The sequence below is a fragment of the Corynebacterium sp. UMB4614 genome (assembly GCF_030217065.1).
Classification (GTDB): Bacteria; Actinomycetota; Actinomycetes; order Mycobacteriales; family Mycobacteriaceae; genus Corynebacterium.
This window is the reverse complement of record NZ_JASONC010000001.1, coordinates 53,897-77,544: the sequence shown is the minus strand read 5'-3', so window position 1 is coordinate 77,544 and position 23,648 is coordinate 53,897. Positions and strand designations below refer to the sequence as shown.

The 23,648-nt window shown below is 61.9% G+C and carries 18 protein-coding genes and 1 pseudogene; 7 read left to right on the top strand and 12 right to left on the bottom strand.

What is annotated here, in order from left to right:
- The first annotated feature begins 171 nt into the window (after positions 1-171).
- The 4 genes from lipB to QP413_RS00290 all read left to right on the top strand — a co-directional run bounded on the left by lipB (position 172) and on the right by QP413_RS00290 (position 3,661).
- A complete protein-coding gene (gene lipB / locus QP413_RS00305; protein WP_149121633.1) occupies positions 172-870 on the top strand; it encodes a lipoyl(octanoyl) transferase LipB in 699 nt (232 codons plus the stop codon).
- Positions 871-964: 94 nt separating this feature from the next.
- Positions 965-2,008 (top strand): lipoyl synthase, encoded by a 1,044-nt coding sequence (gene lipA, locus QP413_RS00300; protein ID WP_012360497.1) that lies wholly within the window; start codon positions 965-967, stop codon positions 2,006-2,008.
- A gap of 156 nt (positions 2,009-2,164) precedes the next feature.
- On the top strand, positions 2,165-2,935 hold the full coding sequence (locus QP413_RS00295) for a DUF4191 domain-containing protein (RefSeq protein ID WP_284780022.1): 771 nt from the start codon (positions 2,165-2,167) through the stop codon (positions 2,933-2,935).
- A 72-nt stretch (positions 2,936-3,007) separates the two neighbouring features.
- The gene (locus tag QP413_RS00290) at positions 3,008-3,661 is read left to right on the top strand and encodes a LysE family translocator (RefSeq protein WP_284780020.1); all 654 of its coding nucleotides are present in this window, start codon (positions 3,008-3,010) and stop codon (positions 3,659-3,661) included.
- 206 nt (positions 3,662-3,867) lie between these two features.
- Here QP413_RS00290 and QP413_RS00285 read toward each other — a convergent pair whose 3' ends face one another.
- The 3 genes from QP413_RS00285 to QP413_RS00275 all read right to left on the bottom strand — a co-directional run bounded on the left by QP413_RS00285 (position 3,868) and on the right by QP413_RS00275 (position 7,089).
- Positions 3,868-4,344, bottom strand: a complete 477-nt coding sequence (locus tag QP413_RS00285; protein ID WP_187441041.1) for an RDD family protein — start codon at positions 4,342-4,344, stop codon at positions 3,868-3,870.
- 111 nt (positions 4,345-4,455) lie between these two features.
- Positions 4,456-6,342: a hypothetical protein gene (locus tag QP413_RS00280; RefSeq protein WP_284780019.1), complete on the bottom strand. Its 1,887-nt coding sequence runs from the start codon at positions 6,340-6,342 to the stop codon at positions 4,456-4,458.
- Positions 6,343-7,089, bottom strand: coding sequence for a hypothetical protein (locus QP413_RS00275; RefSeq protein WP_200973955.1), 747 nt, complete (start codon positions 7,087-7,089; stop codon positions 6,343-6,345). It lies immediately after the preceding gene.
- Positions 7,090-7,372: 283 nt separating this feature from the next.
- Between QP413_RS00275 and glnA the strand changes: the two genes are divergently transcribed.
- Positions 7,373-8,809, top strand: coding sequence for a type I glutamate--ammonia ligase (gene glnA / locus QP413_RS00270; protein ID WP_284780016.1), 1,437 nt, complete (start codon positions 7,373-7,375; stop codon positions 8,807-8,809).
- 89 nt (positions 8,810-8,898) lie between these two features.
- On the opposite strand, the gene QP413_RS00265 is transcribed toward glnA, so the two are convergent.
- The 6 genes from QP413_RS00265 to QP413_RS00240 form a co-directional block, all read right to left on the bottom strand.
- Positions 8,899-9,540 (bottom strand): heme oxygenase (biliverdin-producing), encoded by a 642-nt coding sequence (locus QP413_RS00265; RefSeq protein WP_284780014.1) that lies wholly within the window; start codon positions 9,538-9,540, stop codon positions 8,899-8,901.
- 245 nt (positions 9,541-9,785) lie between these two features.
- Positions 9,786-10,862 (bottom strand): HtaA domain-containing protein, encoded by a 1,077-nt coding sequence (locus QP413_RS00260; RefSeq protein ID WP_284780012.1) that lies wholly within the window; start codon positions 10,860-10,862, stop codon positions 9,786-9,788.
- Positions 10,855-11,649, bottom strand: coding sequence for a heme ABC transporter ATP-binding protein (locus QP413_RS00255; RefSeq protein WP_284780010.1), 795 nt, complete (start codon positions 11,647-11,649; stop codon positions 10,855-10,857). Before QP413_RS00255 ends, QP413_RS00260 begins: the two co-directional genes overlap by 8 nt.
- The gene (locus QP413_RS00250) at positions 11,649-12,692 is read right to left on the bottom strand and encodes an iron ABC transporter permease (protein WP_284780007.1); all 1,044 of its coding nucleotides are present in this window, start codon (positions 12,690-12,692) and stop codon (positions 11,649-11,651) included. The genes QP413_RS00255 and QP413_RS00250 overlap by 1 nt, the downstream gene beginning before the upstream one ends.
- Positions 12,673-13,719 carry a hemin ABC transporter substrate-binding protein gene (locus QP413_RS00245; RefSeq protein ID WP_284780004.1) on the bottom strand — a complete coding sequence of 349 codons (1,047 nt, stop codon included), beginning with the start codon at positions 13,717-13,719 and terminating at the stop codon, positions 12,673-12,675. The genes QP413_RS00250 and QP413_RS00245 overlap by 20 nt, the downstream gene beginning before the upstream one ends.
- Before the next feature lie 10 nt (positions 13,720-13,729).
- Positions 13,730-15,553, bottom strand: coding sequence for an HtaA domain-containing protein (locus QP413_RS00240; RefSeq protein ID WP_284780002.1), 1,824 nt, complete (start codon positions 15,551-15,553; stop codon positions 13,730-13,732).
- Positions 15,554-15,774: 221 nt separating this feature from the next.
- Here QP413_RS00240 and QP413_RS00235 point away from each other — a divergent pair, with 221 nt between their 5' ends.
- Together QP413_RS00235 and QP413_RS00230 are read left to right on the top strand one after the other, a co-directional pair.
- Positions 15,775-16,149 (top strand): hypothetical protein, encoded by a 375-nt coding sequence (locus tag QP413_RS00235; RefSeq protein WP_284780000.1) that lies wholly within the window; start codon positions 15,775-15,777, stop codon positions 16,147-16,149.
- Positions 16,150-16,372: 223 nt separating this feature from the next.
- Positions 16,373-17,341, top strand: coding sequence for a GIY-YIG nuclease family protein (locus tag QP413_RS00230; RefSeq protein ID WP_284779999.1), 969 nt, complete (start codon positions 16,373-16,375; stop codon positions 17,339-17,341).
- 375 nt (positions 17,342-17,716) lie between these two features.
- Here QP413_RS00230 and QP413_RS00225 read toward each other — a convergent pair whose 3' ends face one another.
- The 3 genes and pseudogenes from QP413_RS00225 to QP413_RS00220 all read right to left on the bottom strand — a co-directional run bounded on the left by QP413_RS00225 (position 17,717) and on the right by QP413_RS00220 (position 23,617).
- Positions 17,717-18,373 (bottom strand): restriction endonuclease, encoded by a 657-nt coding sequence (locus QP413_RS00225; RefSeq protein ID WP_336620841.1) that lies wholly within the window; start codon positions 18,371-18,373, stop codon positions 17,717-17,719.
- Between the two features lie 6 nt (positions 18,374-18,379).
- Positions 18,380-18,637, bottom strand: a pseudogene (locus QP413_RS10260) (winged helix-turn-helix domain-containing protein); the annotation flags it as partial.
- Positions 18,638-18,652: 15 nt separating this feature from the next.
- The gene (locus tag QP413_RS00220; protein WP_284779996.1) at positions 18,653-23,617 is read right to left on the bottom strand and encodes a DEAD/DEAH box helicase; all 4,965 of its coding nucleotides are present in this window, start codon (positions 23,615-23,617) and stop codon (positions 18,653-18,655) included.
- Positions 23,618-23,648 lie beyond the last annotated feature (31 nt).

The window sequence follows — 23,648 nt, the reverse complement described above, 5'->3', positions numbered from 1 at the left end:
CCCTCCCTGGGGCTGTAAGCCCCCGCCCCCTACACGGTGGCGCTGGTTGATGGCAGCGCCCCGCGCGGAAGATAGCGCCCGCGGGTAACTAGCTGTCACTAGCCCCGCAGCATTCAGACCCCTGAGCCTCAAGGCTTGGGGGTTTTGTGCTGCGCGCTACACTTGGCAAACATGGGCTTTCAAACCGGCAGTATCCGCATGGACTCCACCCCGATCGAGGTCAACGAGCTCGGGACCGTGGACTACGAAGAGACCTGGCATCGCCAGGCCGAACTCGCCGCCGAACGCGCCGAGGGGAAGATCGGCGACCAGCTGCTGATGCTGGAGCACCCGTCGACGTACACGGCGGGTAAGCGCACCGAGGACAGCGACCGGCCGGATAACGGGCTGCCGGTAGTGGACGTCGACCGTGGTGGTCGCATCACCTGGCACGGGCCGGGCCAGCTGGTGGCCTACCCGATTATCAAGCTGGCCGACCCGGTGGACGTGGTGGACTACGTGCGCCGCCTGGAGGAAGCACTGATCCAGACCTGTAAGGACGTGGGCCTGGAAGGCACCGGTCGCGTCGAGGGCCGTTCTGGGGTGTGGCTGCCCGCCGGCGTGGTGGGCGGCGAGCTGAAGCCCGCCCGGAAGATCGCAGCGATCGGCATTCGTGTCACCCGCGGGGTGACGATGCACGGGGTGTCCCTGAACTGTGACAACACGATGGAGTACTACGGGCACATCGTGCCCTGCGGCATCGCCGATGCCGGGGTGACCACGCTGTCCGCGGAACTGGGCCGGGACGTCACCGTCGAGGAGTGCCGCGAAGCGCTGGAGAAGAACATCGTGGCTGCCCTCAACGGCGAGCTGGCGGTGCACAAGGACTAGCCCCAGCGCTGGCCATGCCGGTGATGTTTGGGCAGGTCAGCCCGCACGCCGAGATTGTTAGCAATCATCGGGGGACCAGCGTAGGGTGGACTCTATGACTGTCAGCGCTAACGGACGCCGGATGCTTCGCATTGAAGCTAAGAACTCGCAGACCCCCATCGAGGCTAAGCCCCGCTGGATCCGCACCACCGCGAAGATGGGCCCCGAGTATCGGGACATGAAGAACCGCGTGACGGGCATGAGCCTGCACACCGTATGCCAGGAAGCTGGCTGCCCGAATATCCACGAGTGCTGGGAGGACCGCGAGGCCTCCTTCCTTATCGGCGGCGACACCTGCTCCCGCCGTTGCGACTTCTGCCAGATTAAGTCCGGTAAGCCCACCCCCCTGGACCGCGACGAGCCGCGCCGCGTGGCGGAGTCCGTCCGCGAGATGGGCCTGAAGTACGCCACCGTCACGGGCGTGACCCGCGACGACCTGGACGACGAGGGCGCCTGGCTGTACGCGGAGGTCGTCCGCAAGATCCACGAGCTCAACCCGAACACTGGCGTGGAGAACCTCACCCCGGACTTCTCGAATAAGCCAGAGCTGCTGCAGATCGTGTTCGAGTCCCAGCCGGAGGTCTTCGCCCACAACCTGGAGACCGTGCCACGCATCTTCAAGCGCATTCGCCCGGCTTTCAAGTACGAGCGCTCCCTGGAGGTCATCCGTGCGGCCCACGATTATGGGCTGATCACGAAGTCCAACCTGATCTTGGGCATGGGCGAGACCGAGGAGGAGGTCGTGGAGGCCATGCGTGACCTGCGCGAGGCTGGCACCGACATCCTCACGATTACCCAGTACCTGCGCCCGACCTCCATGCACCACCCGATCGAGCGTTGGGTGCGCCCGGAGGAGTTCGTGGCACACTCCGAGGCTGCTTATGACATGGGCTTCCCGGCTGTCATGTCCGGCCCGCTGGTTCGCTCCAGCTACCGTTCCGGCCGCCTGTACGCGCAGGCGATGCGTGCCCGTGGCCGTGAGATCCCGGAGAACCTCTCGCACCTCAACGAGAAGCTGGACGGCTCCACCCAGCAGGAGGCCACCAACCTGCTGGATAAGTACGGCGCTTCCGAGGAAACCCCGGTCGCGTACCGCTAGGAACCAAGCGGGGTACTGCTAGGACAAACCCCGCCGCGTAGCGCCAGGACAATCCCAGTGGCGTACCGCTAGCGCGAGAAGCGTTGAGACGCGCGTAAGGCTTCGCACCTTGCGCGCGTTTCTTTCTTTTTCGCTGCATGTTCTATCCTGGAGCACATGGCTAAGGACATCCGCGAGAAGGAAAATAAGAAGGCAGAAAAGGCCGCCAAGCGCGCCGCCCGCAAGGAGCAGCGCGGTCAGCTGTGGCAGGCCTTTAAGCTGCAGCGGCAGCGCGATAAGGCTCTGATCCCGCTGATGCTGGTGGGCTTTTTGGTGCCCGTCGTGCTTCTTCTCCTGCTCTCCACCGTCTTCGGCTGGTGGTGGCTGAACCTCATCGTGGGTATCCTGCTGGGCATCGCCGTGGCGGTGTGGGTGTTCACCCGCCGCCTGCAGAAGGGTGTCTATGAGCAGATCGAGGGCGAGGCTGGCGCTGCCGCCTGGACCCTGAACAACCTTCGCGACGGCGTGGGCATGAAGTGGATCGTCGAGCCAGGCATCGCGCAGAACACGAACCTGGATGCCGTCCACCGCGTCGTCGGCACCCCGGGCATCGTCCTGGTCGGTGAGGGCGACTCGAACCGTGTAAAGCAGATGATCGCCCGCGAGCGGAAGAAGATCGCCCGCATTGCTGGCAACGCCCCGATCTACGACGTCGTCGTCGGCGACGGTGAGGGCGAGGTTCCGGTCCGTAAGCTGCAGAACCACCTGATGCGCCTGCCGCGGAACATTAAGAAGAACGAGGTCGATGCGCTGAACTCCCGCATCGATTCGATTTCCCGCCTGCAGTCGCCCATGGCGAATATGCCGAAGGGTCCGCTGCCGAAGGGCGGACAGATGGCCGGCATGAACCGCCGCGCCCGCCGTGCTGCACAGCGTGGCAAGAAGTAAAACTTAAGATATTTTGCGCTCAACCGGCCGCACTCTGTGGCCGGTTTTTGCTTGGAGATTTGGGATTAATTTGTGGAATTAACGAACATCGGGATCGTCATGCTGATGAACATGCTCGGCGTGATGACCCCTGGACCAGACCTGTTTCTGGTGCTGCGGATGGCTTCCCGCTCGCGGAAGCATGCCTTCGCGGCGATCGGCGGGATCATCACGGCGCTGGTGTTCTGGTCGACGCTGGCCGTGACCGGCGCGAGCGCGCTGCTGAATAAGAAGCCGTGGATCCTGGATTATCTGCAGATCTTCGGTGGCCTGTGGTTGGGCTATATGGCCTTTAGCCTGCTGCAGCAGGTGCGGGAGTACTACCGCACGCGGGTGGGGGCGAACGCTGATCTGGTGATGCCCCCGGGCTTGGGCTCGCCGCGTGCTGCCTACCGCACGGGCGTGGCGACGAACCTCTCCAACCCGAAGGTCGTGCTGTACTTCACGGCGATTCTGGCGCCGTTCCTGCCGGTGGGCGCGCCGTGGTGGGTCTCTGTGGTGTATGTGGTCACCATCATGGCCTCGGCGGCGCTTGTGTTCAGCCTGATCGCGCTGTTTGTGTCGACGCAGCGGGTGCAGTCGCGGTTGCTCTCCGTCTCCCACCTGATCGACTTGGGTGCGGGGCTGTTCTTCGCCGTGGTCTCGCTGACGTTGCTGTACAACGGTCTGAGCGGCCTGTTGGGCTAGTGCTTCGGCGCCGGCGTTCTCGATTTTCGGACGTCACCGAGGGGCTGCTTCGACGTCGCCGGCGCTCCCCCTCCTGGGCCCCGCAGCCAGCCCCTCTTTCTTGCGGTCCCCCGGTCGCTTTGTCCCTGTTTCTTGCGGTCCCCCCCGGTGGTTTTGCCCCTGTGGCCGCGCGGTCCGCGGCCCTGTTCCCCTTTTTCCGGGAGGGGCTAGCGGGTCTTAATGACGCCGGTTTGGGTCACGCGGTCGTGCAGCCCGCGGCCGTCGGTGTCCTGGACGACGGGCGGGAACATGAAGATGGTCAGCAGGATGCGCACGAAGGAGCGCCAGAGTCCGACGCGCTGGGTGGCGTCGTCCAGGCGGGCGACACCGATGCCCATCACCGCGTGGCCTGGGGTCTGGGCCAGCAGCCAGACGGTGAGCAGGCGCATCAGCACGAAGACCAGCATGGTGAGGGTGGACAGGCCACCGAACTTGGTGGTCTGCGTGGTGATGAAGAACGCGATGCCCATGCTGAGAAACCAGTCGATGAGCAGCGCGATCATGCGGGGCATCAGCGGTGAGAGCGAACCGGGCCCGTCCTTGGGTAGGCCGATGGCCTCGCCCGGGTATGAGCTGAGTTTGTTCGGGTCTTCGTTTTGGCCGGGCAGCTGGGGGCCTTCGAGCCAGGAGCGCTTCTGAGTCATGATGGTTTTGAGCCTATCCAAGCGCGGGGGCGGGAACAATTTCCCGCGCCCCTGCTGGGCTTATTAGGCTGCCCTGACCGGGCTGGAGTGAGGCTCAGCCCGGGACCGGGGTTAGCGGCTGATCACCTTCTTCGTGGTGCGCGGCTTAGTACCCAAGAATTGGCGCTTGAAGTACTCCGAGACGGAGCTGGCCCACTGGCCGGCGCCTGGCTTTACTTGTCGCCCGGTGTTGGCCCCTCCCCGTGCACCGGGTGCCATGCCGCCGTAGAAGCCGCGGCCGCGTTGGTTGTTCTGCGCAGCGGCGGCCTGCTCGGCGTGTGGTGTTGCCGCGGTCGGATAGCCGTGGCCAGTGCCGTGCATGCCCGTGTTCGGAACCGTGTGGGGAGCGCCCGGCGCGCCGACGCCGTGCAGCCCGCGGCCCGCAGCACCGTTGCGGAGGTTCTCCGGGTGCGCGGCTGGTAGCTCGGGGCGGACGACGGTGACCCGTGGCATTCTCCCCTGCCCGGTGGTGGCGTGGGTTCCGTAGCCGTGGTTGCGGCTGCCGGTGCGCTCGCCGGTTGTTTCTGCTCCGCCGAGCCCCGGTGCGTTACGGAGGGCGTTGTGCGTGCCAGTGCCGTGTGGGGCGCTGCCTGCCCGTGGCACCGGCGCGTGCCCTGCGTTTGGCCGGTGTGCACCCGTAGTCGGTAGCGCAGGGCGGGTGGGCTGTGCTCCCCTAGCGCTCGGGCTCCCGTTCGCCCCGCGTTGGTTGGTTCCAGGCAGTGCGAGGCCCGGCGCGGTTGCGTTGGATGGAGCCCCGCCCGGCATGCCTGCTGTGTGAGTGGGCGTGTGCGCGGGCAGCTGTGCGCCTGCCGGTGCCACGCCCGGACCCGTGGGTGCTGCGGGGTTGGCGCCTGCCGGGGCGACGTGCTGCTGGCTGGCGGGGATGTGCTCCCCTGCCGCTGGGCTGGTGTTCCCGGCTGCTGGCGCGTTGGCGGCGGCGTTGCCGCGGCCGGCATCCGTCACAGCGTCAGCGGTTTGTGTCCCGAGTTCTTGGACGTTGTTCGCAGCGGCGGGTGCGACGTTGCCGTTGATGCCCTGGAATGCCTCGGCGGGGCCGGCGGTGTTGAAGCTGGTGATGTTCACCCCGCCGCCACCGTTGTGCCCGACGACGGGCACCCCGAAGTTGTGGACCGGTGGCTTGAGCAGCTCCAGCGAGGGCTGCAGGTGCGTGCTCACGAAGGTCGCTACCGCAGCTTTCCGGGCAGCCAACACCCCGGGCCCAGTCCCTGCCAGTGAGTTAGTACTCAGCAGTCCTTGGAGATAAGTCAGGTTCGCCGCCCTCACCACTGGAAACTGGCTCGCAGATTCGGCCATGAGAGCGGCATTGGCGGAGATGTTGTGGCCCCGCTTAACGAAGTCCTCCAGAGCATTGCGCACCTCATCGAAAGCACGCCCCCTGTTATTCCGGGCGAGATCGCCGGAGATCGAGTGCAGGGTGTGCGCCGTAGCCTCCAAGCGGGTGGCCGCCTGCGACCATCTTTCTGCCGATGCCAGTGGTGCTGCATCCGAGCTGGTGAACATTCCGATCAAAACTTCAAGCTCGGTGCCTGCTTCCGCGACTGTCACGGGCGCCGTGTAGTTCAGGTTCTTGAATGGTTCGTTGTCTCGTGGCTGGAAGCAGGCGAAAGAGCCAATACCACCTGCATGCTTCGCGACATCAAACTTGTCGAGCACATTCGCGCTGGACTTATCCTGCTGATCGATCGCGAAGCCGAGGCTGTCCAGCAGTTCCATCGCCCACTGCAGGTCTGACTCGTATTTCTCCATGGCTCGCAGCACGTCGCCGGGTTGACCGCTCCAGAACGTCTCGTGCTGAGCATAAGCCTTGGCCAACGAAGGAGCTGTTGTGTAACTCTGCGTCCAGAACTCTATCTGGTCAGGGGTTGCCCTGTTGGCCAGCGTCGACGCGATCCCCTGCTTCGCACCGTCAATGTCTGCGATAGAAGCTTGCAAGTCCATTTATGATTCCCCCAAAACATTGTTGAGCACCTGCCAATAGAAGGCGCTATTTTTACAATTCGCTTCTCGCGATCTCACGTTCAAATTGCCCGATTGGACGTAGAGCCGGTGTTCATCCCGAAGGCGGGTTCCCCGAGCAACGCAGGCCACAGCTTCAGGATTCGATGCGATGACTACAAGCGCAGATTCCCGAGACAACTGATAATCGGTCTCCCCCTGGTACTCCTCGAGATCGCCCATCGGTGTACCCAACGAGGCAGCAATGGTATCTAGCTGTTCAGCCCTATCCACTCCGTAATTCACATACGTGCAGCCATAGCGATAGTCGTAGTTGCTGCCCAGCCCTTCGTCATCCGTGTACCCCAGCTCGGCCATGCGCTCGCGCACCACCGGGCCACAAATATCCGGCAAGCCCACGAAGTCCCCCTTCACCTGCCCCTGCTTCAACTTTGGGATGTCCACCGGCTCACCCACGAAGCGCTGCGATTCCCACACCACATGCTCCCGGCGGCCGTAGGGCTCCTTCTCGAACCAGATGCCGTCGAAGCCCTCCGGCCTGGGCCAAGAAAGATCCATCCCACCGTTATTAGACAACCGCTCGCCCAGTTCGGTTCCCACGTAGTTCCCCGCGTCCACGATCGGCATCACCCCCGCAGCCTCCCGCCGCAGCTCGCCACCCGTGCCGGGCGCGAAACCCATCACCCCCGCCAGCCCCAGAACCGTGGCGATCACCACCACGACCCGCATGATCCCGCGAGGGGATCGGGTGGTTGTGCGGGGGTTGACGTCGTTAAAAAAGCTGGTCACAGCGCCCCCTAATAAACAATGACTTCCCACCCCACCCCGCAACCGGTGCCCCCTGCTGCGGGAACGAGGTAAAAGAAACAGTAACCCAGCGGCCACCGGCGCGGACGGGAAAAACGGAAAGTTCACCCCCGCGTTATCCCCGAGGGCAATACTCCGGATAACGGCGGGTAAAATGTGACCCCAGCAACCCCCGAAAACACGACTACGAAGAGCGGAGTTTAGCGTGGCATTTGAAACACCCGAAGAGGTCGTGAAGTTCATCAAGGACGAGGACGTGGAGTTCGTTGACATCCGCTTCACGGACGTCCCTGGCACCGAACAGCACTTCAGCATCCCGGCAGAGGCTTTCGACGAGGACGCCATCGAGGAAGGCCTGGCCTTCGACGGTTCCTCCATCCGCGGATTCACCACCATCGACGAGTCCGACATGAACCTCCTGCCGGACCTGTCCACCGCGAAGATCGACCCGTTCCGCGAGTCGAAGACGCTGAACATCAAGTTCTTCGTCCACGACCCGTTCACCCGCGAGCCGTTCAGCCGCGACCCGCGCAATGTGGCGCGTAAGGCGGAGCAGTACCTGGCGTCCACCGGTATTGCGGATACCTGCTTGTTCGGCGCGGAGGCGGAGTTCTACCTCTTCGACTCTGTGCGCTACCGCGTGGAGGGTCACGAGGCGTTCTACAGCATGGATTCCGACTCCGGCTGGTGGAACCGCGACCAGGAGTTCGACCTGGATGGTTCCCGCAACCTGGGTTATAAGACCCGCCCGAAGGGTGGCTACTTCCCGGTCGCGCCGTACGACCGCTACCAGGATCTGCGCGATGAGATGAGCAAGGAGCTCATGAAGGCCGGCTTCACCCTGGAGCGCCTGCACCACGAGGTGGGCTCCGGCGGTCAGCAGGAGATCAACTACAAGTTCGACACGCTGCTGGCTGCGGCGGATGATATCCAGACCTTCAAGTACATCATCCGCAACGTGGCGTGGCGGAATGGCAAGTCCGCGACCTTCATGCCGAAGCCGCTGGCCGGCGATAATGGTTCGGGTATGCACGCCCACCAGTCCCTGTGGAAGGACGGCGAGCCGCTGTTCCACGACGAGAACGGTTACGCAGGGCTTTCGGATACCGCCCGCTACTACATCGGCGGCATCCTGGAGCACGCTGGCGCGGTGTTGGCATTCACCAACCCGACGCTGAACTCCTACCACCGCCTGGTGCCGGGTTTCGAGGCGCCGATCAACCTGGTGTACTCGCAGCGCAACCGTTCTGCTGCGGTGCGTATCCCGATCACGGGCTCGAACCCGAAGGCGAAGCGCATTGAGTTCCGTGCGCCGGACCCGAGCGGTAACCCGTACCTGGGCTTTGCCGCGATGATGCTGGCTGGCCTGGATGGCATCAAGAACCGCATCGAGCCGCACGAGCCGGTGGATAAGGACCTCTACGAGCTGCCGTCGGAGGAGGCGAAGAGCATCCCGCAGGCGCCGACCTCCCTGGAGGGCGCGCTGAAGGCCCTGGAGGACGATAACGAGTTCCTCACCGAGGGTGGCGTGTTCACCGACGACCTGATCGACACCTACATCCGCTACAAGGTGGATAACGAGATCATGCCAAGTCGTTTGCGTCCGACTCCGCTGGAGTTCGAGATGTACTACGACTGCTAGTTGCGGTTTAGCAAGTGAGGGCCCGGAAGCGCGATGCTTCCGGGCCTTTTGCTGTGCAGTTTTCTACTGTGCAGGTGTTCTGCTTCTGGCTAGTGGCGCTCCGCCAGCTCCGCGAAGATTGCCGTGTTGAAGTTGAACGCCTTCTCCGCCTCCGTCAGCAGGGTCGCGCGCTGATCATTATTCAGCGCCAGACCATCCACCCGCTCGCGGTATCCGTTGCGGTACGGCGGGATCTTTCCGATCGCGCTGAAGTCGTAGAAGTTCAGCGCCCCAGCCGGAATCCCGTAGTGGGAGCGCAGCATCGCAGCGATCACCTGCCCGCCGGAAATATCGCCCAGGTAGCGGACATAATGATGCGCCACCACTTCCACAGGTTTACCCGCGATCTCTTCCAACCGCGCCACATAAGCGGCGGTGGCCGGCAAGGCCTGGATCTTCTCACGCCAGTCCTCGCCAATAAGTAGCTTCAGGTCTGCCTCCAGTGCGCCACGTCGCTCAAGCCGCGGGTCCGCTACCGCACCGGCGATCGGGCTGTTGGCTACGCTGCGGGCAGCGTTTTCGAGGGCGTCGTAAACAAACCACAGCTGGCCGGCAAGATCGGCCGCAGCGGCTTCGGTGAGCTGCCCACTGAGCAGGCGCTGCATGAAGGAGGAGTTTTCCGCTCTCTCGTGGACCTCTGCGGTCGCGTCACGCAATGCAGCAGACAGTGGTTTATCGATGGTGGTGGTCATGGTTCTGCTCCAGGATGTAATCGGAATTATTGGAATGAAAATTAAGGGTAGCCACACCTTAGTTTGGCAGGCGTCGGGTGTTCTGATTTGCGAGAAAGTATCTTCAACACCGCTGCCTCCTATTCCTAAGGTGTGGCAACCCTCGTTATTGACGGGGCGGTGCCAACCGTCCGCCGCTATCACGCGGCCCGTCGTTGTGGCTCTAAACTTTCAGCGTTGTGCCTGAGTATTTAACGGCTCGGCAATTAGCGCTGGAAGAAAGAACGAATGTTGTCGAGAGCACCAGACTTCACGACTGCCTGCCACAGGATGCCGAACATCCCGCCGATGGCTACAGCTCCGAGGAAGTAGTTCCAGAAGTTCTTGAACTTCGAGATGGCGGAGGACCCGGTGTCCTTGTCACCCTGGCCGTCCTTATCCTTATCCGGCTTCGGGGTCTCCGGCCCCTTCGGGTTCTCCGGCTCGGTCGGCTTCGGGGCCTCCGGGGTCGTGGTCTCCGGCTCCTTCGGCTTCTCCGGCGCAGGCGGGGTCGGGGTCTCCGGCCCCTTCGGGTTCTCCGGGGTCGTGGTCTCCGGGGTCGTGGTCTCCGGGGTCGTGGTCTCCGGGGTCTCCGGCTCCTTCTTCTCGCAGGAGACCTTGAGGGTCACCTTCGCCCCATCCACCTCTGGGTTGTAGTTGGGGCCATACATACCCATGAACAGGAAGTCGACGCCCTCGACAGCACCAGCTTCATCCGTGCCCGGCTGGGGCACATAGGTCACGTCGCTCGCATCGAGGGTGAGGGTGTCACCCTCCTTCTTCCACTGCGCCTTACCGTGACCAAAGGCACCCTCACCGGTGCGCTTGTTTTCCTCAGTGCGGTCGTCTGCGGTGTATTCGTGCATGGCCTTACCTTCGACGAAGTAGGCCTCGTACTCGGAACCGAGCTGGGCCTTGTCCCCGTCGGTCTGGACGAATGGGTTGATCATCTTCGAGTACAGTGCGCCGTGGTGACCAGTGAAGGTGACTGAGGAATCCTTGGCTCTGATCTTCGAGGCGGTGACGTTACCGTTCTCGTCTACCGTCACCGTGGAGGTTGCCGGGTCGACGTCGAAACCGAAGGTGAAGTCCTTGGCGTTCGGTTCCCCGTTTTCGGCCACCGGGCCGGCGGTCTCCCAGGTCCCCTGGGCGATACGGCCCTTGATGTATTTACGCCAGGACTGCTTGACGCCCCAGTCGAAGGAGCCGGATTCAATGGTGCAGGTTTCTGCTTCTGCCGCGGACGCCTGCGGCACGGTGATCGCGGTAGCTGCGATAGCGGTCACCAGGATTCTTTTAAGCATGGAATTCCTCCAGTTGATGTGAGAAAAGTGGATTGATGGTGGGCGTGGCACGTTGTGGCTGTACCAGCAGCCCGTTGACGGAGATCGGCCACCCATACACCTCGGACAAGGTGTGATCGGTGAAAACCTCCGCCACACGCCCTTGAGCTGCTAACCCCCCACATGAGACGCACACAATGTGATCGCAATATGAGGCTGCCGCGTTCAGGTCGTGGAGTACGACGAGTGCGGCGACTCCGGCTTCCCGGGCGAGGGATTTCACGGTCCCCAGGAGCTGTTCTTGGTGACGGATGTCGAGGGCCGCAGTCGGCTCATCCAAGAGAACAATCGGCGTGTTTTGGGCAAGCACGCGGGCAAACGCCACCCGCGCACGTTCCCCACCGGACAAGGTGCTGATGTCACGTCCCGCGAGGTGGGCGACGTCCGCGGCCTCCAGGGCGGCGTCGATGAGCTGCTCGTCAAGGTCCGCATGCGGGGTTCCGCGCCAGGGGCGGCGCCCCATGGCGACGACGTCGCGGACCAGGAACTCGAAGGACACCGCGACGTCCTGGAGCATCACCGCACGTGTCCGCGCGAGGTCCAGGGGTGGGGCCTTCGGCGAGAGGCCGCCGACGTTGATCTCGCCGGTGTAGTCCATGTCCCCTGCCACCGCGGCGAGCACCGTGGACTTGCCGGCACCGTTCGGGCCGATCAGCCCAGTGACTTCGCCTGGCTTGGCAGTAAAGGATACGGAGTCGACAAGGGTGCGCTCCCCGACTGTGACGGTGAGGCTGTCCACGCTGAGCATCAGTGCACCCCTTTCCGCATCATGCGACGCAAAAGAATGAAGAAGGTTGGTCCGCCAACCAGGGCGGTGAAAATGCCGATCGGCAGGTCCGCGAAGGGAATCAGGGTTCGTGCTGCCACGTCCGCGAAGCCGATAAGCACCGCACCACCGAGGGCAGAGGCCGGGATGAGGATGCTGTTTTCCGGCCCAACGATGCTGCGCAGTAGGTGGGGAACGATGAGGCCGACGAAGCCGATGAGGCCGGCGAAGGCCACCGCCGCGGCGGTGAGCACCGCGGAGGCAATGATCGCCACGATGCGTAGCACGGGAACGTTCACACCGGTGTGCGTTGCGGCGCGTTCGCCGAGCGCGAGAATGTCCAGCTGTTTACCCAGGCGCAGCGCCACGGCGATGCCGAGGATCACGACGGGTAGAACCACCCAGACGTGCTTCCACTGCGAGCCGTTGAAGGAGCCCATCTGCCAGAAGATGATCGCTTCTCGGTTCGCGGTCGGTGCGAGGTACACCATGAAAGCGATGATGGCGTTGCACACCGCGTTGATGGCGATGCCGGTGAGGATCAGGTGGACCACCGTCACACGCCCGTTGTGACGAGCGAATTGGTAGATGATGAAGGTCACCACGAGCGCGCTGACGAAGGCGAGTGCTGGAACGGTGAAGGTTCCCAGGAAGGAGACGTTGAAGACGATCGCCACCGCGGCACCCACACCGGCACCTGAGGTCACTCCGATGATGGAGGGTTCCGCCAGTGGGTTGGCGAAGATCGCCTGCATCAGCGTTCCCGCAACTCCCAGGGCGGCGCCCACGAGGAGCCCCAGCACCAGGCGTGGCAGGCGGATGTTCCAGACCACGCTGGCGGTGAGGGACTCCTGGCCGGGGCCAAGGGTCAGGATGGGTACCAGGTCACGGATCGTGATGTAGTACTGCCCAAGGATGATCGAGACCAGTGCGGCCAGGATGGCGAGCACTCCTAGACCCACGAATACCCATCTGCGCTGTGCGCGGCGGCGGGCGAAGATCTCGCTAGGCGTTGTTTGGGTCATAGACAGCCTTTGCGAGCTTGACCAGCGTCTGGCCGGTCATGGGGCCGAAGGCCAGCGACTGGCCGTCGGGGATCGTAACGATTCTTTGCTTCTGACCAGCGATGGTCTGCTTGACGCCGGGGCGTTCCAGCAGGCCGTCGATGCCGCCGGTGGACTTCAGGCCATCGGTCATCATGATGATGACCTCCGGGTTGATGCGGGCGAGTGCTTCGGCGTTGGCAGGCTCGGCGTAGGAGAGTTTGTGCTCTGCTGCGAGGTCCACCCCACCGATGCCTTCGATGAGGTCCTCGGCGCCGGTGCCTTCACCCATGATGAAGAACACGCCACCGTTGCCGCGGGCGTAGAGGAAGGCCATGCGCATCGGGTCCTCGGGAACGATGTTTTTGATGGCTTCCTTCGCCTCGTCGATTTCCTCGATGGAGCGCTCGGCCAGGGTTTGTGCCTCATCCGGCAGCCCCACTGTTTCGCCCAGGGTGGTGATGTCCTCCCCCACCGAGTCGATTGTGCGCTGTGGCTCCATGACGACGGTGGTCACGCCCGCTTCCCGGATCTGGTCGATCGCGTCGCGGGGTCCGATGGAGTGGTCAACGATGACGAGGGTTGGCTTGAGCTCCAGGACTGCCTCGACGTTGATGTTGTGGCCACCTTCGGTCACGACCGGGAGGTCGGCCAGGTTCGGTTCCGTGGAGGAGACGGTGCGGCCCACGATGTTGTCCGCCAGGCCCAAGCCGGTCAGCGTCTTGGTGTACGTCCCGTAGATGTCCAGCGCGAGGATCCGGGAGGTGTCGTCGACGGTGACGTCGTAGCCATCGGCGTCGGTGAGCTCGACGGGGAGGGCTGGCTGTGCGTTATCAGTCACCGGCTCGATGTCGGCGAAGTCGCTGACCTCGGTGACCCCTTCGAAAGAGCGGGGGTCGGAGAGGTTTTCGGGGTCCGGGAGCTGGTCGGTGTAGCTGCCCTGCACCCCGCAGGCGGTAAGTCCCACGGCGCACAACAGCGGGACGAGCAAACGTAGAAGGAGTTTCACGACAATCTTTCTAGGAGTTGTTCATGATGAGTCGGCTCGTGGAGCCACCGGCGATGACCAGCGCGGCGATGAACAGGAGGAGGTAGGTGGCTGGGTCGTCTGCCGTGCTGCTGTTCGGACCGTTGGCGGACTTGATCTTGAACTTCTTCGAGCCGTCTTCGTAGCCCTGCTCGGAGTCGCCAGCGAGCGCTTCTTCGATGGCTGCGTCGTTGACGCCACCGCCGCTCGCGGAAGCGAAGTCACCGCCGCCGGCTCCCCCGCTGGCACCGCCACCGGCGACGTCGCCGCAGTCAGCGTTGCCGCCGAGGGATGCGCGGAAGCTCAATGGGTCCAGCTGGGTGCCGGGCTCGTAGAACTCGGCGAAGGCCTTGGATCCCACGTCGGAGAGGGAGACGGAGGCTTCACCGGAGGCAGAATCGGCGCCGACGTTGAGGGAGCTGAAGTTCAGGTTGGCGATGACGGTGCGGCCAAAGTTCTTCTTCTGGCCCTCCATGTTGGAGGAACGAACGTCGGCGATCAGCTTGCCGGTCTTGCCGTTGAAAGTGATCTCCAGATTGGCGATGTTCAGGTCGAGCTTGCCGTGGTGGCCGTGGAATTGGATACTTCCGCCGTAGCGGATGGAGCCTGCGCCGTCCTTGACTGCACCGGAGTTACCGGAGAACTGGAAGCGGCCGTTGTTGTAGCCAACGCCCGAGAGCTGCCACTTGCCCTGTGCGATGGAGCCGGTGATGTAGGACTGGAAGGACTTCTTCACGCCCCACTGCGCGGTAGCTTGGGTGACACCGGTGGCCTGGCAGGATGCGTCGCTGCCGCCGGACGCACCCCCGGAGGACGTACCGCCCGCGCTGGTAGCCCCGAAGCCCGAGCCCCCAGCGGTGGAGGCCCCTGCGCCGGCACCGCCGGTTCCCGAGGTGCCGAAGTCTGTGCCAGAGTCGGAAGCGCCGGAGTCGGAGGTGAAGTTACCGGACGGTGAACCCCCGGAGTTCGAGTTTCCGGTGCCGGAGTTGGAGTTCCCGCGGTTGCGGAAGGATTCCAGCTCATCCAGGAATGCCTGGGTGTTGCCCATGAAGGTGGTGATGCCGTTCATGGTGTCGTTGGTCTCGGAGAGGATGTCCATGGCTTCCTTGTTGAAGCCGGTGAAGTTGCCCGAGATGGAGTTCAGCTGGCGCTGCGAGCCGGACCCGCCGCCCGCGGAACCGCCACCTGCGCAGGAGCCGTCCAGCGCGATGGTTCCCGAGGATGGATCGAGAGCCTCGCCCTGGTTGTAGAAGCCGGTGAAGAGCTTAACTCCGCCGGAGGTCAGGGACGTGGATCCTGCCAGATTGACCTTCTTGGCGCCGGACTTGACGGGCTCCTGAAGGCGGATGGTGGCGATGACCTCGTCGTCGCCCTGGATTCGCTGACCGCGACTGTAGTTGCTCCGGTTGAGCTCGTAGGACACGTAGTCGACGGAGATCTTCGCCTGGTTGCCGGAGGCGGTGACCTTGAAGTCAGACATCGTCATGTCGAGGACGCCGTCGTGCCCCTTGAAGTTCAGGGTGCCCTGGAACGGGACGGTGACGGTGTCGCCGGAGGCCTGTGGCGAGCTGGCCTTGAAGACGAACGCGCCGTTGCCCGTTTCGTTTCCGGTAAAGCCGATGCCGCTAGCACCCCAGCCACCGCGGGCGATTTTGCCCTTGATGTAGCTGCGGAAGGATTGCTTAATTCCCCAGTTCCAGGTGCAGGACGTGTCTGCCTGGGCGACCGGGACGGTGTGGAGAAGTGGTGCTGCGCCGAGTGCGAGAGGGGTGGCGATCATGACGCTGACTGCTGAGCGCCAGAGATTTCGAGTCATGTCAGGAACCTTGTTTTATCCGGTGAATTCTGTAGGCTAGGCTTGCCTTAGTTAGGGAATCCTTCCCTTAAATTGTGTATTTGTCAATAACTGCATTGGAAGAGAGAAAAAGCGTGCACAGCTACCCCCAAACAGATGTCTTCAGAAGCATCTACCCGGATGTGGATCCCGCCCAGAATTTCCCACCTACGCTGGGAGAACGCACTTCCCTAGCGCTTGCTGTGGGCATTTTTATGTTCGGTGGCGTGCGGGGGGATCTGATCATCGCGGGGGCTGGACTGGTGTTTGTGGTGGGCTGCGTATGGGCGCTCTCACGGAAGGCGCCGAGGCGGATTCGCGCTGAGGCGCGCAGCCGCTTCCCCCAGCAACCGTGGGTGGAGCAGCCCAGCCCGCTGGTGCCGGTGGCGTGGTTCGCGCTCGCGGTGGTGGCACTGTTGGCGTGGTGGCTGACCCCTGACAAGTTCTTGGTGTGGAGCGCAGCCGCGGTGGCCATCGTTGCGGCCGTGGTGACATGGTTCCTGCCTGTTATCCAGCGCCGACGCACGGAAGGCGACGAGGAGCTCGAGCTGTTCGAGGAGCTGGACGGGACATTCTAGGGGCTGAGTTTCGGCTGGGCTGGCTGGGCCAAGACTGGATGGTCGAGCCGGGTTGGCTGGGCTGGCCAGGGCTGGCTGATGGGGTCGGTTTTGGGCCGTGGCGTGTCACTTTTCGCGCGTTTTGTGGCACTGCACTGCCCAAAAGTGCGCCCCTGCCCCAGCGCACCGTGCCCCATCCACGCACGCCACGAGCAGAAGCAGTTTCTCCGGATAAGATTCCTGTATGCAGCTGCCTGAGGGAAAAACCATCGATGTGCGTGACTTGGATTCGCTGAGACCAGCGTTCAAGAGAGGCGAATCCACGTGTGGGGTCTATCGGCTGCACTTTGAGAACGGGGAAGCGTATCCGGGACAATCCAGAAACGTGGTGAGTCGCTTCGCCAGCCACCGGCGAACTTGGCCGGACATCGTCGCCATCGACTTCTTCCCGATGCCAGCGGACTTGCTCGACGAAGCGGAGCAGTTTCTCATTACCGAAACCGAGGCGACGCACTCGGTGCGCAACATCATGCTGACCAACAAGCCACGCGGCAACGACACGGTAGAAATCGTCACTTCGACGGGATCCACTGTAGCTCTTCCCTGGGAACGTGAGCGCGCCATAGGGGCGACACAGTCGTACGTGGAGAAAATCGATCCAAAGGTCGCAACCCTGTTACGCCATCCTCTTTTCTTGGAACTTAGGTCGCTGGTCGGCTGGTACATCGCCAACACCATTCAAGACCCGGCCTCAACGGTCGAGCAGCTTTGGACTGTTTCATGCATGCCATCGACAAACCACACGAAAACTGAACATCGCTTGCTCACTTTGTCCTGCGGGAATCTAGAGACACTATTCATTGTCGCCAGTAAAACTGAGGACTATGAGGATGATCCACATGCTTTTGCGACCGTGCGGATCAACACCGCGTTTATCGAAGGTTCAGACCGCTTTGAAAGCCCAGATGGGCTCTGGACTGTTTACGACGACGTCCCGTATCGCGGGGAGCGTGTCTTAAGCTTTGATTTCAATCTCGGCGAACTGCGAGCGATCATTAATGGAGATCTTGAGTTTCCGTATCTGGACGAAATGCTCAAAGCGGCGTACACGCTCAACACTCGCCTCATGCGGCGTGGTTCCACAATGTACAGCCGTTTTCACAACACCAAGCTCGCGGATCTTCTTATCGCAGAAGCCGTGACGTGGGACTAGTGTGCACACCTGGCGAACGCCCTGCCCCTCCGACCCGCGCGCGATTCGGTTCGTTTCCATAGCAACGCGCGTCACGCGACCGATGAGGTCCACGATGTAGCGCGGGTTGCCTACCTCATATGACCAGCAAAGGCGCTATGGTGCTGCAAATGGGTAACAAGGCCCAGGGTTGAATGAAGGCAAAGGGCCCGTCGAGCGCCTAGAAGCTCGCCAGGAAGCACTCTGCGAGCTGCTCGAAACAGCGTTCCCCGCGATGTGTCTGAAGGCATCAATGCTGAGGTTGCCTCCAACTTCGAGGAAGAAGAACTCTAGCCCCTGCCCCCATGGGAGAAGGGGCTGTGCCCCCTGCTCCTGGGATCTAACTGCGGTTGCCAGCTACTCGAAGTAGTCCTCGTCGATCTCGACGATCTGGACCGTCCGCTTCGTCTGGACGCCAACGCCGTACTTGATCATCAGTTTGGCAAGCAGTGCGCCATCGATGAGAACCACGCGGGACTGAACCGACCCCGCGTAGTTAATCGCACCGGAACTAAACGAGGCCGTGGTGAGGAAAACTCCCTGGGAGGCCTGCGCACCATGCAGTGCTCCGACAAAGGCCTGGACATCCGGGCGTCCAATAGACTTAGACATCTCGTAGCGCTTCGCCTGCACATAAATGCGAGACAGACCCAGCGCATCCTGGTCGATCACACCATCGATGCCGCCGTCGTTGGACAGCTGCGTGCGCGTTGCGTTGCCGAAGGAGCCTCCGTACCCCATGGCCATGAGCAGATCCAGCACCGCCTGTTCGAAAAAGGCTGGTTCCCTCTCATGCATCCGCTTCAGCAGTTCCTCGGCGACCATTTCCTCGTTGCGGCGCTGACCATCGTCGACCTGCTCGAGTGGTGTTAGCTCGGATTCTGGCTGTTCAAGTGAAGCATCTGCTGGCGTGGAATCTGCCTTGCTGTGAGAGGGGTTCCGGAATTGTTGGTAGGACTCCCCACTTTCAGAACGCAGCTCGGATTCAGTAATTCCATTTGGATATTTCGCCAACAAGCGTCGCCCCTTGTCCGTGATTTGCCAGAGCGCCCTTGCAGGAGAAGAAATCGCTTCTGCTTTGGAAAGATAGGTAACCGCCCAATTTCCGCGATTCAAGTACCGAGCTTCACCCGACGAAATGGTTTCTGACCGCTCCTCGTCACTGATTCCCATGTTGTCAGCAGCGGTAGCGACAATGTTCCTCCGCTTTCGGATCTTCCCATCCTCGAGCACTGACAAGCACGGGATCAGAAACTCGTCCCAGGTCCTCGCGTTCACCTGCGTTCCTCTCTGCTACTTATCGTCCAAAGAATTGACGATGCGGACGGTCTCCATCGCCACGCGTGTCACACGCCCGATGAGATCCACGATGTAGCGCGGGTTGCCGACCTCGTCCGCCCAGTCATTCGGGTCATTGACAATGCCGGAGGCCTTATCCTTCTTCACCTGGTAACGGTCGATCAACCACGCGATCGCGGAGCGGGAGCCCAGCATGTATTCATTCGCCTCTGCTGGGATACCGGCGATGGTGATCTGCTTGTTGTAGATCAGCTTCGTGACATCGTTGACGTTCTTGCCGGTCTCCGGATCCTTACGCTTTGCCCAACGCATCTTGGTTACCCTCCAGGTTTCGCGGTCAGATTCATCCCCCTTGACCTGGATGTCCAGTGGCCATGGGTCAACGTTCTCATAATTGACGTGCAGGGCCATGAGCTCCTGCCCGGCTGCAGCGAACTTATCGAACTCAGTACGAGAACTTGGGGTCTCGATGTGAGGCAGCATCTTCTTCAGGTCGGCTGCATACTTGGTCCGGTACTCCGGATCATGCAGCTTTCCGTAGACGAAGTGGAAGATGTCATCGCCCGTGATGTCCGCACCTAGCGCATCACGGTAGATTTCCTTGATCTCGTCGGTGATATTGTCCTTACGCACATAGCCATCGACGACCTCACCGATCTGGCCATAGCTCGAGGACTCTCCTTCGCTTATCGACGCCCCAGCGCCGAACAACCCACCATCCGAAGCCTCAACCGGCTCCCACGTGAAGCGGGAGAAGAACTGGCCAGCGTTCGAACCGTAGAGAGCCAAGTCTGGAAGCAGCTTCGTTGCAAACACGGAAAATGGTTTCTCTGCGCCGGGGTTCAGCACGTAATAACCGATGTTGTGGTGGTGCTGCGTCGGGAACATCGATGGCAACTGGTACTGCCTATCGATCAATTCCTTCGCGAAGTAATTACGCTGTTTGTAGAACGGGCGGTACAACGACGTGTACACACGGTCCGGTTCAAACGAGATTTCGGTTCCGCGGGCTAGCTCCTGTTTCAGGTTGGCATTCCATGATCCCTGCGTGCTATCGACTAGCTCAGGGTGCTGCGCAAACAACGCGTCGACCCCCCGCTTGCTTTCTTCAAACCCTTCGTTTTGCAACAGGTCTTGCGCCTGGCGGTAGTTCGCAACGTGCGTCTCGATGTTTTCTATGAGTTGGGCGGTCGCAAAAGAATACGACCACGCATCACGCGCAGTTGAAAGGCCACGCGAATGCTCTTCAAAGAACTTCGTCGCATTACCCTTCTTCTCGCCGATGACCGGCCACATCGCGAACTCGTCGCTGCGCTGGTTCACCCAGTCACCGTGGAAGTTCGGGGTAATGGTCTGCCAGTCGACAGTATCGACGGTCGACGTGTCGACGATCTTCAGCTTTTCCTCGGCGGAGAGGTAGTCACCGATGTCGCGGTAGTGCAGCTGGAATCCGGACTCGTTGGAATCCTTAATACCGATGGTGATGGCTACCGTGTTCCGCGAGCCAGAGCCGAAGACCTTTCCACCCTCCCTGCGTGATTGTTCTCCAGCCGTGCGCTGGTTCCCTCGAAGGTTGAACACATATAGGTCCGTGAAGTCCTCAGCCATGGAGAGGCGCACACCATCCCCGGTGTTGCCGTCGATCCAGCCGCCATTAGATACGAAGGCGACCACGCCCTGGTTACCGATGCGGTCGGTCGCCCAGCGGAATGCACGCAGGTAGGAATCATAGAGCGAGTTCTTATTCGTCGCCGTCGACTTCGCCGCGTACGTCTCCGCAATCCGAGCATCCAGCGTCGGGTACTTCACATTCGCGTTGTTATCGTTCGCGCTCGTCTGACCCACCGAGTATGGCGGGTTGCCCACAATCACATTGATCGGGGCCTCCTTCTGCCGCACGATGCGCTCGTTGTTGTTCTTGAATACCGTCAGATCCAGGATGTCTCCTTCCTCGTGGATCTGGAAGGTATCCGCGAGAGCGATATTGCCGAACGGGACGTATTTCGGGACCGGCTCGCCGTTACGCTGGGCGGCCTCCTCGCGCAGGGCGTTATAGGTCGTCTCAATGTTCACAGCAGAGACGTAGTACGCCAGCAACATGATCTCCGTAGCGAAGAGCTCACTGGCGTACTTTCGCGCAAGGTCTTCCGGTTTGATAAGGCCAGATTGCAGGAGACGGACGGTGAACGTGGAAGTTCCAGCGAATGGGTCGAGGATGCACACGCCTTCGTCGGAAAGCCCCTTGCCGAAGTGATTCTGCGAAACTTCGTCCGCGGCTCGCAGGATGAAGTCCACGATCTCAACCGGGGTGTAGACGATGCCCAGGGACTCCGCCTGCTTCTTAAAGGCCTTCTGGAAGAAGCGCTCGTAAAGCTCCTTAATCACCTGCTGCTTACCGGAAGCGCTGGAAACCTCCGAGGCACGCACTCGCACGGAATCGTAGAACTTCTCCAGGGACTCTGTCTCCGTATCGAGATTCTCACGGGATAGTGCCGCGACCATCTTCTCCATCACCTGGGCAACCGGGTTGTGGGTGATGAAGTCGTGGTTCTCGAAGAGGGCGTTGAACACCGGCGCGGTGATGAGGTGCTGGGAGAGCATCGAGATGGCGTCGCCCTCAGTAATGCCCTCGTTGAGGTTATTGCGCAGTCCCTCGACGAACTTCTCGAACTCCCTGCGAAGCTTGCCGTCCGCTCCGTCCAGCAGAGCCCGGATGCGGGTGATCTGGTTCTCGGCGATGGTCGCCACATCGTCGGCCCAGTCCTCCCAATAGGTGCGGGTGCCGACCTTATCCACCAGCTTGGTGTACATCGCCTCCTGCCACCGCTCCAGGGAGAACAGGGCGATCTGCTGCGCCATGTCCTGGTCCGGCTCCGGCGAATCAGCCTGGGAGCGGGCCTCCGCCTGATCCAGCTGCTCCTTGGGGTTTGGCACATGGTCAACAGCGATCGGCAGTTCATCTGCCTGGCCCTCGTTCAACGCGATGGAGTTCACCTTCGCGTTGAAGCGATCATCGTGGGCTCGAAGAGCGTTGAGGATCTGCCACACAACCTTGAAGCGCTGGTTATCGTTCAACACCTGCGCCGGCGACACATTCGGGGCCACCGCCACCGGAAGGATGATGTAGCCATAGTCCTTGCCCTCGGACTTACGCATCACCCGGCCGACAGACTGCACCACGTCCACCATGGAGTTGCGCGGGTTGAAGAAGATCACCGAGTCCAACGCTGGAACGTCCACCCCCTCAGACAGGCAGCGCGCATTGGTGAGTACGCGGGTCTGGTCCTCGTCGGGCGTGGACTCCAGCCAAGAGAGCTTCGCCCCACGCTCCATCGCGTTCATCGCCCCATCCACGTGCTGGGATGCCACACGCAGATCCACGTTGTGCAGGGAGACGTCCCCCATCACCGCGGCCTCCCGGAGCTGCTGCTGATAAGCAGAAATCAAGGAAGGGAAAGACTCCGAGATCTGCTTCGAGGTCTTAATATCCCGGGCGAAAGCCACCGCGCGCTGCATCGGTGCAGCGTTCGTATCGAAGCCGCCCTTCTGGCCCTGCAGGTCGCCGGAACGCTTGGCCAGACCATTCCAGGCACCAATCATCGCCGAGGCCAAACTCAGGTTGAGCTGGCCGTCCTCGCCGCGGGCCATGGCCTCAGCAGCAACAGACTCATCCACCGTCATCACAAGGACGCGGTAATCAGTGAGCAGGCCCTTATCCACTGCTTCACCGAAGCCCAAGCGATAAAACTCTGGGCCGTACACGGCCTCATCATCCATGGAGGCAAGCTCCGCGGAATGCTCCGCAGCCTTGCCCTTGACCTGGTCGTCGAACAGACGCGGCGTCGCCGTCATGTACAACCGCTTCGCGGAACGGATGTAGTCCGCATCGTGGATGCGCACGAAGTTGGAGGCGTCCTCTCCAGCCAGGGTCACGCCCGTGGTGCGGTGAGCCTCATCGCAGATCACGAGGTCGAAATCATCCAGCCCCTCCTGCTGCGCGTCATGCACCGCAGGCAGCGACTGGTAGGTAGAGAAGACTACGTGCAGGCCCTTAGCCCGCTTCCCGGAGGCGAAACGCTCCGCGATCTGCGAGCCTTCCGTGGACACCGGGACCTCGAGGTCATAGGTGGCGATGTCCTCCGCGCTGCGGGAAACCTTGGCATCCGAGCACACCGCGAAGGTGCGCATGTCCATCCGGCCCTGGGCGGTCCACTCCTTCAACGTCTGAGAGAGCAGGGAAATGGATGGCACCAGGAACAGAACCCGAGCCTTACCACCGTTGTCCTCTGCAACCTGCTCCGCCAAGCGCAGCGCGGTAAAGGTCTTGCCCGTGCCGCAGGCCATGATCAACTTGCCACGATCGTGAGTACTGAAGCCCGCGATCGCACGGTCGATGGCCTCCTGCTGATGCGGGCGGGGCTCGAACGTCTCGCGACGGGAAAGGTTGATCTGCATGGCGCTATCACCCATCGCAGCGCCGGGGAAAACCACGTCCCAGTTGATTGGAGACTCGGAAATCGCCGACACGCCAATGCGGCTGGTGGGGATGACCTGGTTGGCGAGCATCTCCTCCGCATTGGAGGACCAGCGGTCGGTGGTGGAAATAATCAGGCGGCTGCCGAAGTGCTCCACGCCCTCTTCGGTCTCAAAGGTCCGGCCCGATGCTTCGAAGAAGGAATCGAGGTTCGACTTACTAATGCTGGTCGTCGGCAAGTAGAACTTGCACTGGATCGCGGTCCACGAACCGTCGTCCACGCGACGGGCGACCAGGTCGATACCGGTATCCGCTTTGCCGCCGTTGTAGCGCCAATCAGTCCAGCGGTAGACCTCATCAAACTGGGCCTTCAGCGTAGGGTCAGTGCGGAAATAATTGACCATCAGCTTCTCGAAAGCGATGCCATACGTCGCCTGCGGCTGATTATCGCGCAGCTGGGTGAGGACCTCGGAAAACTTCGCCATGGAGCCATTATGCCCCGTGACCGGAATCACT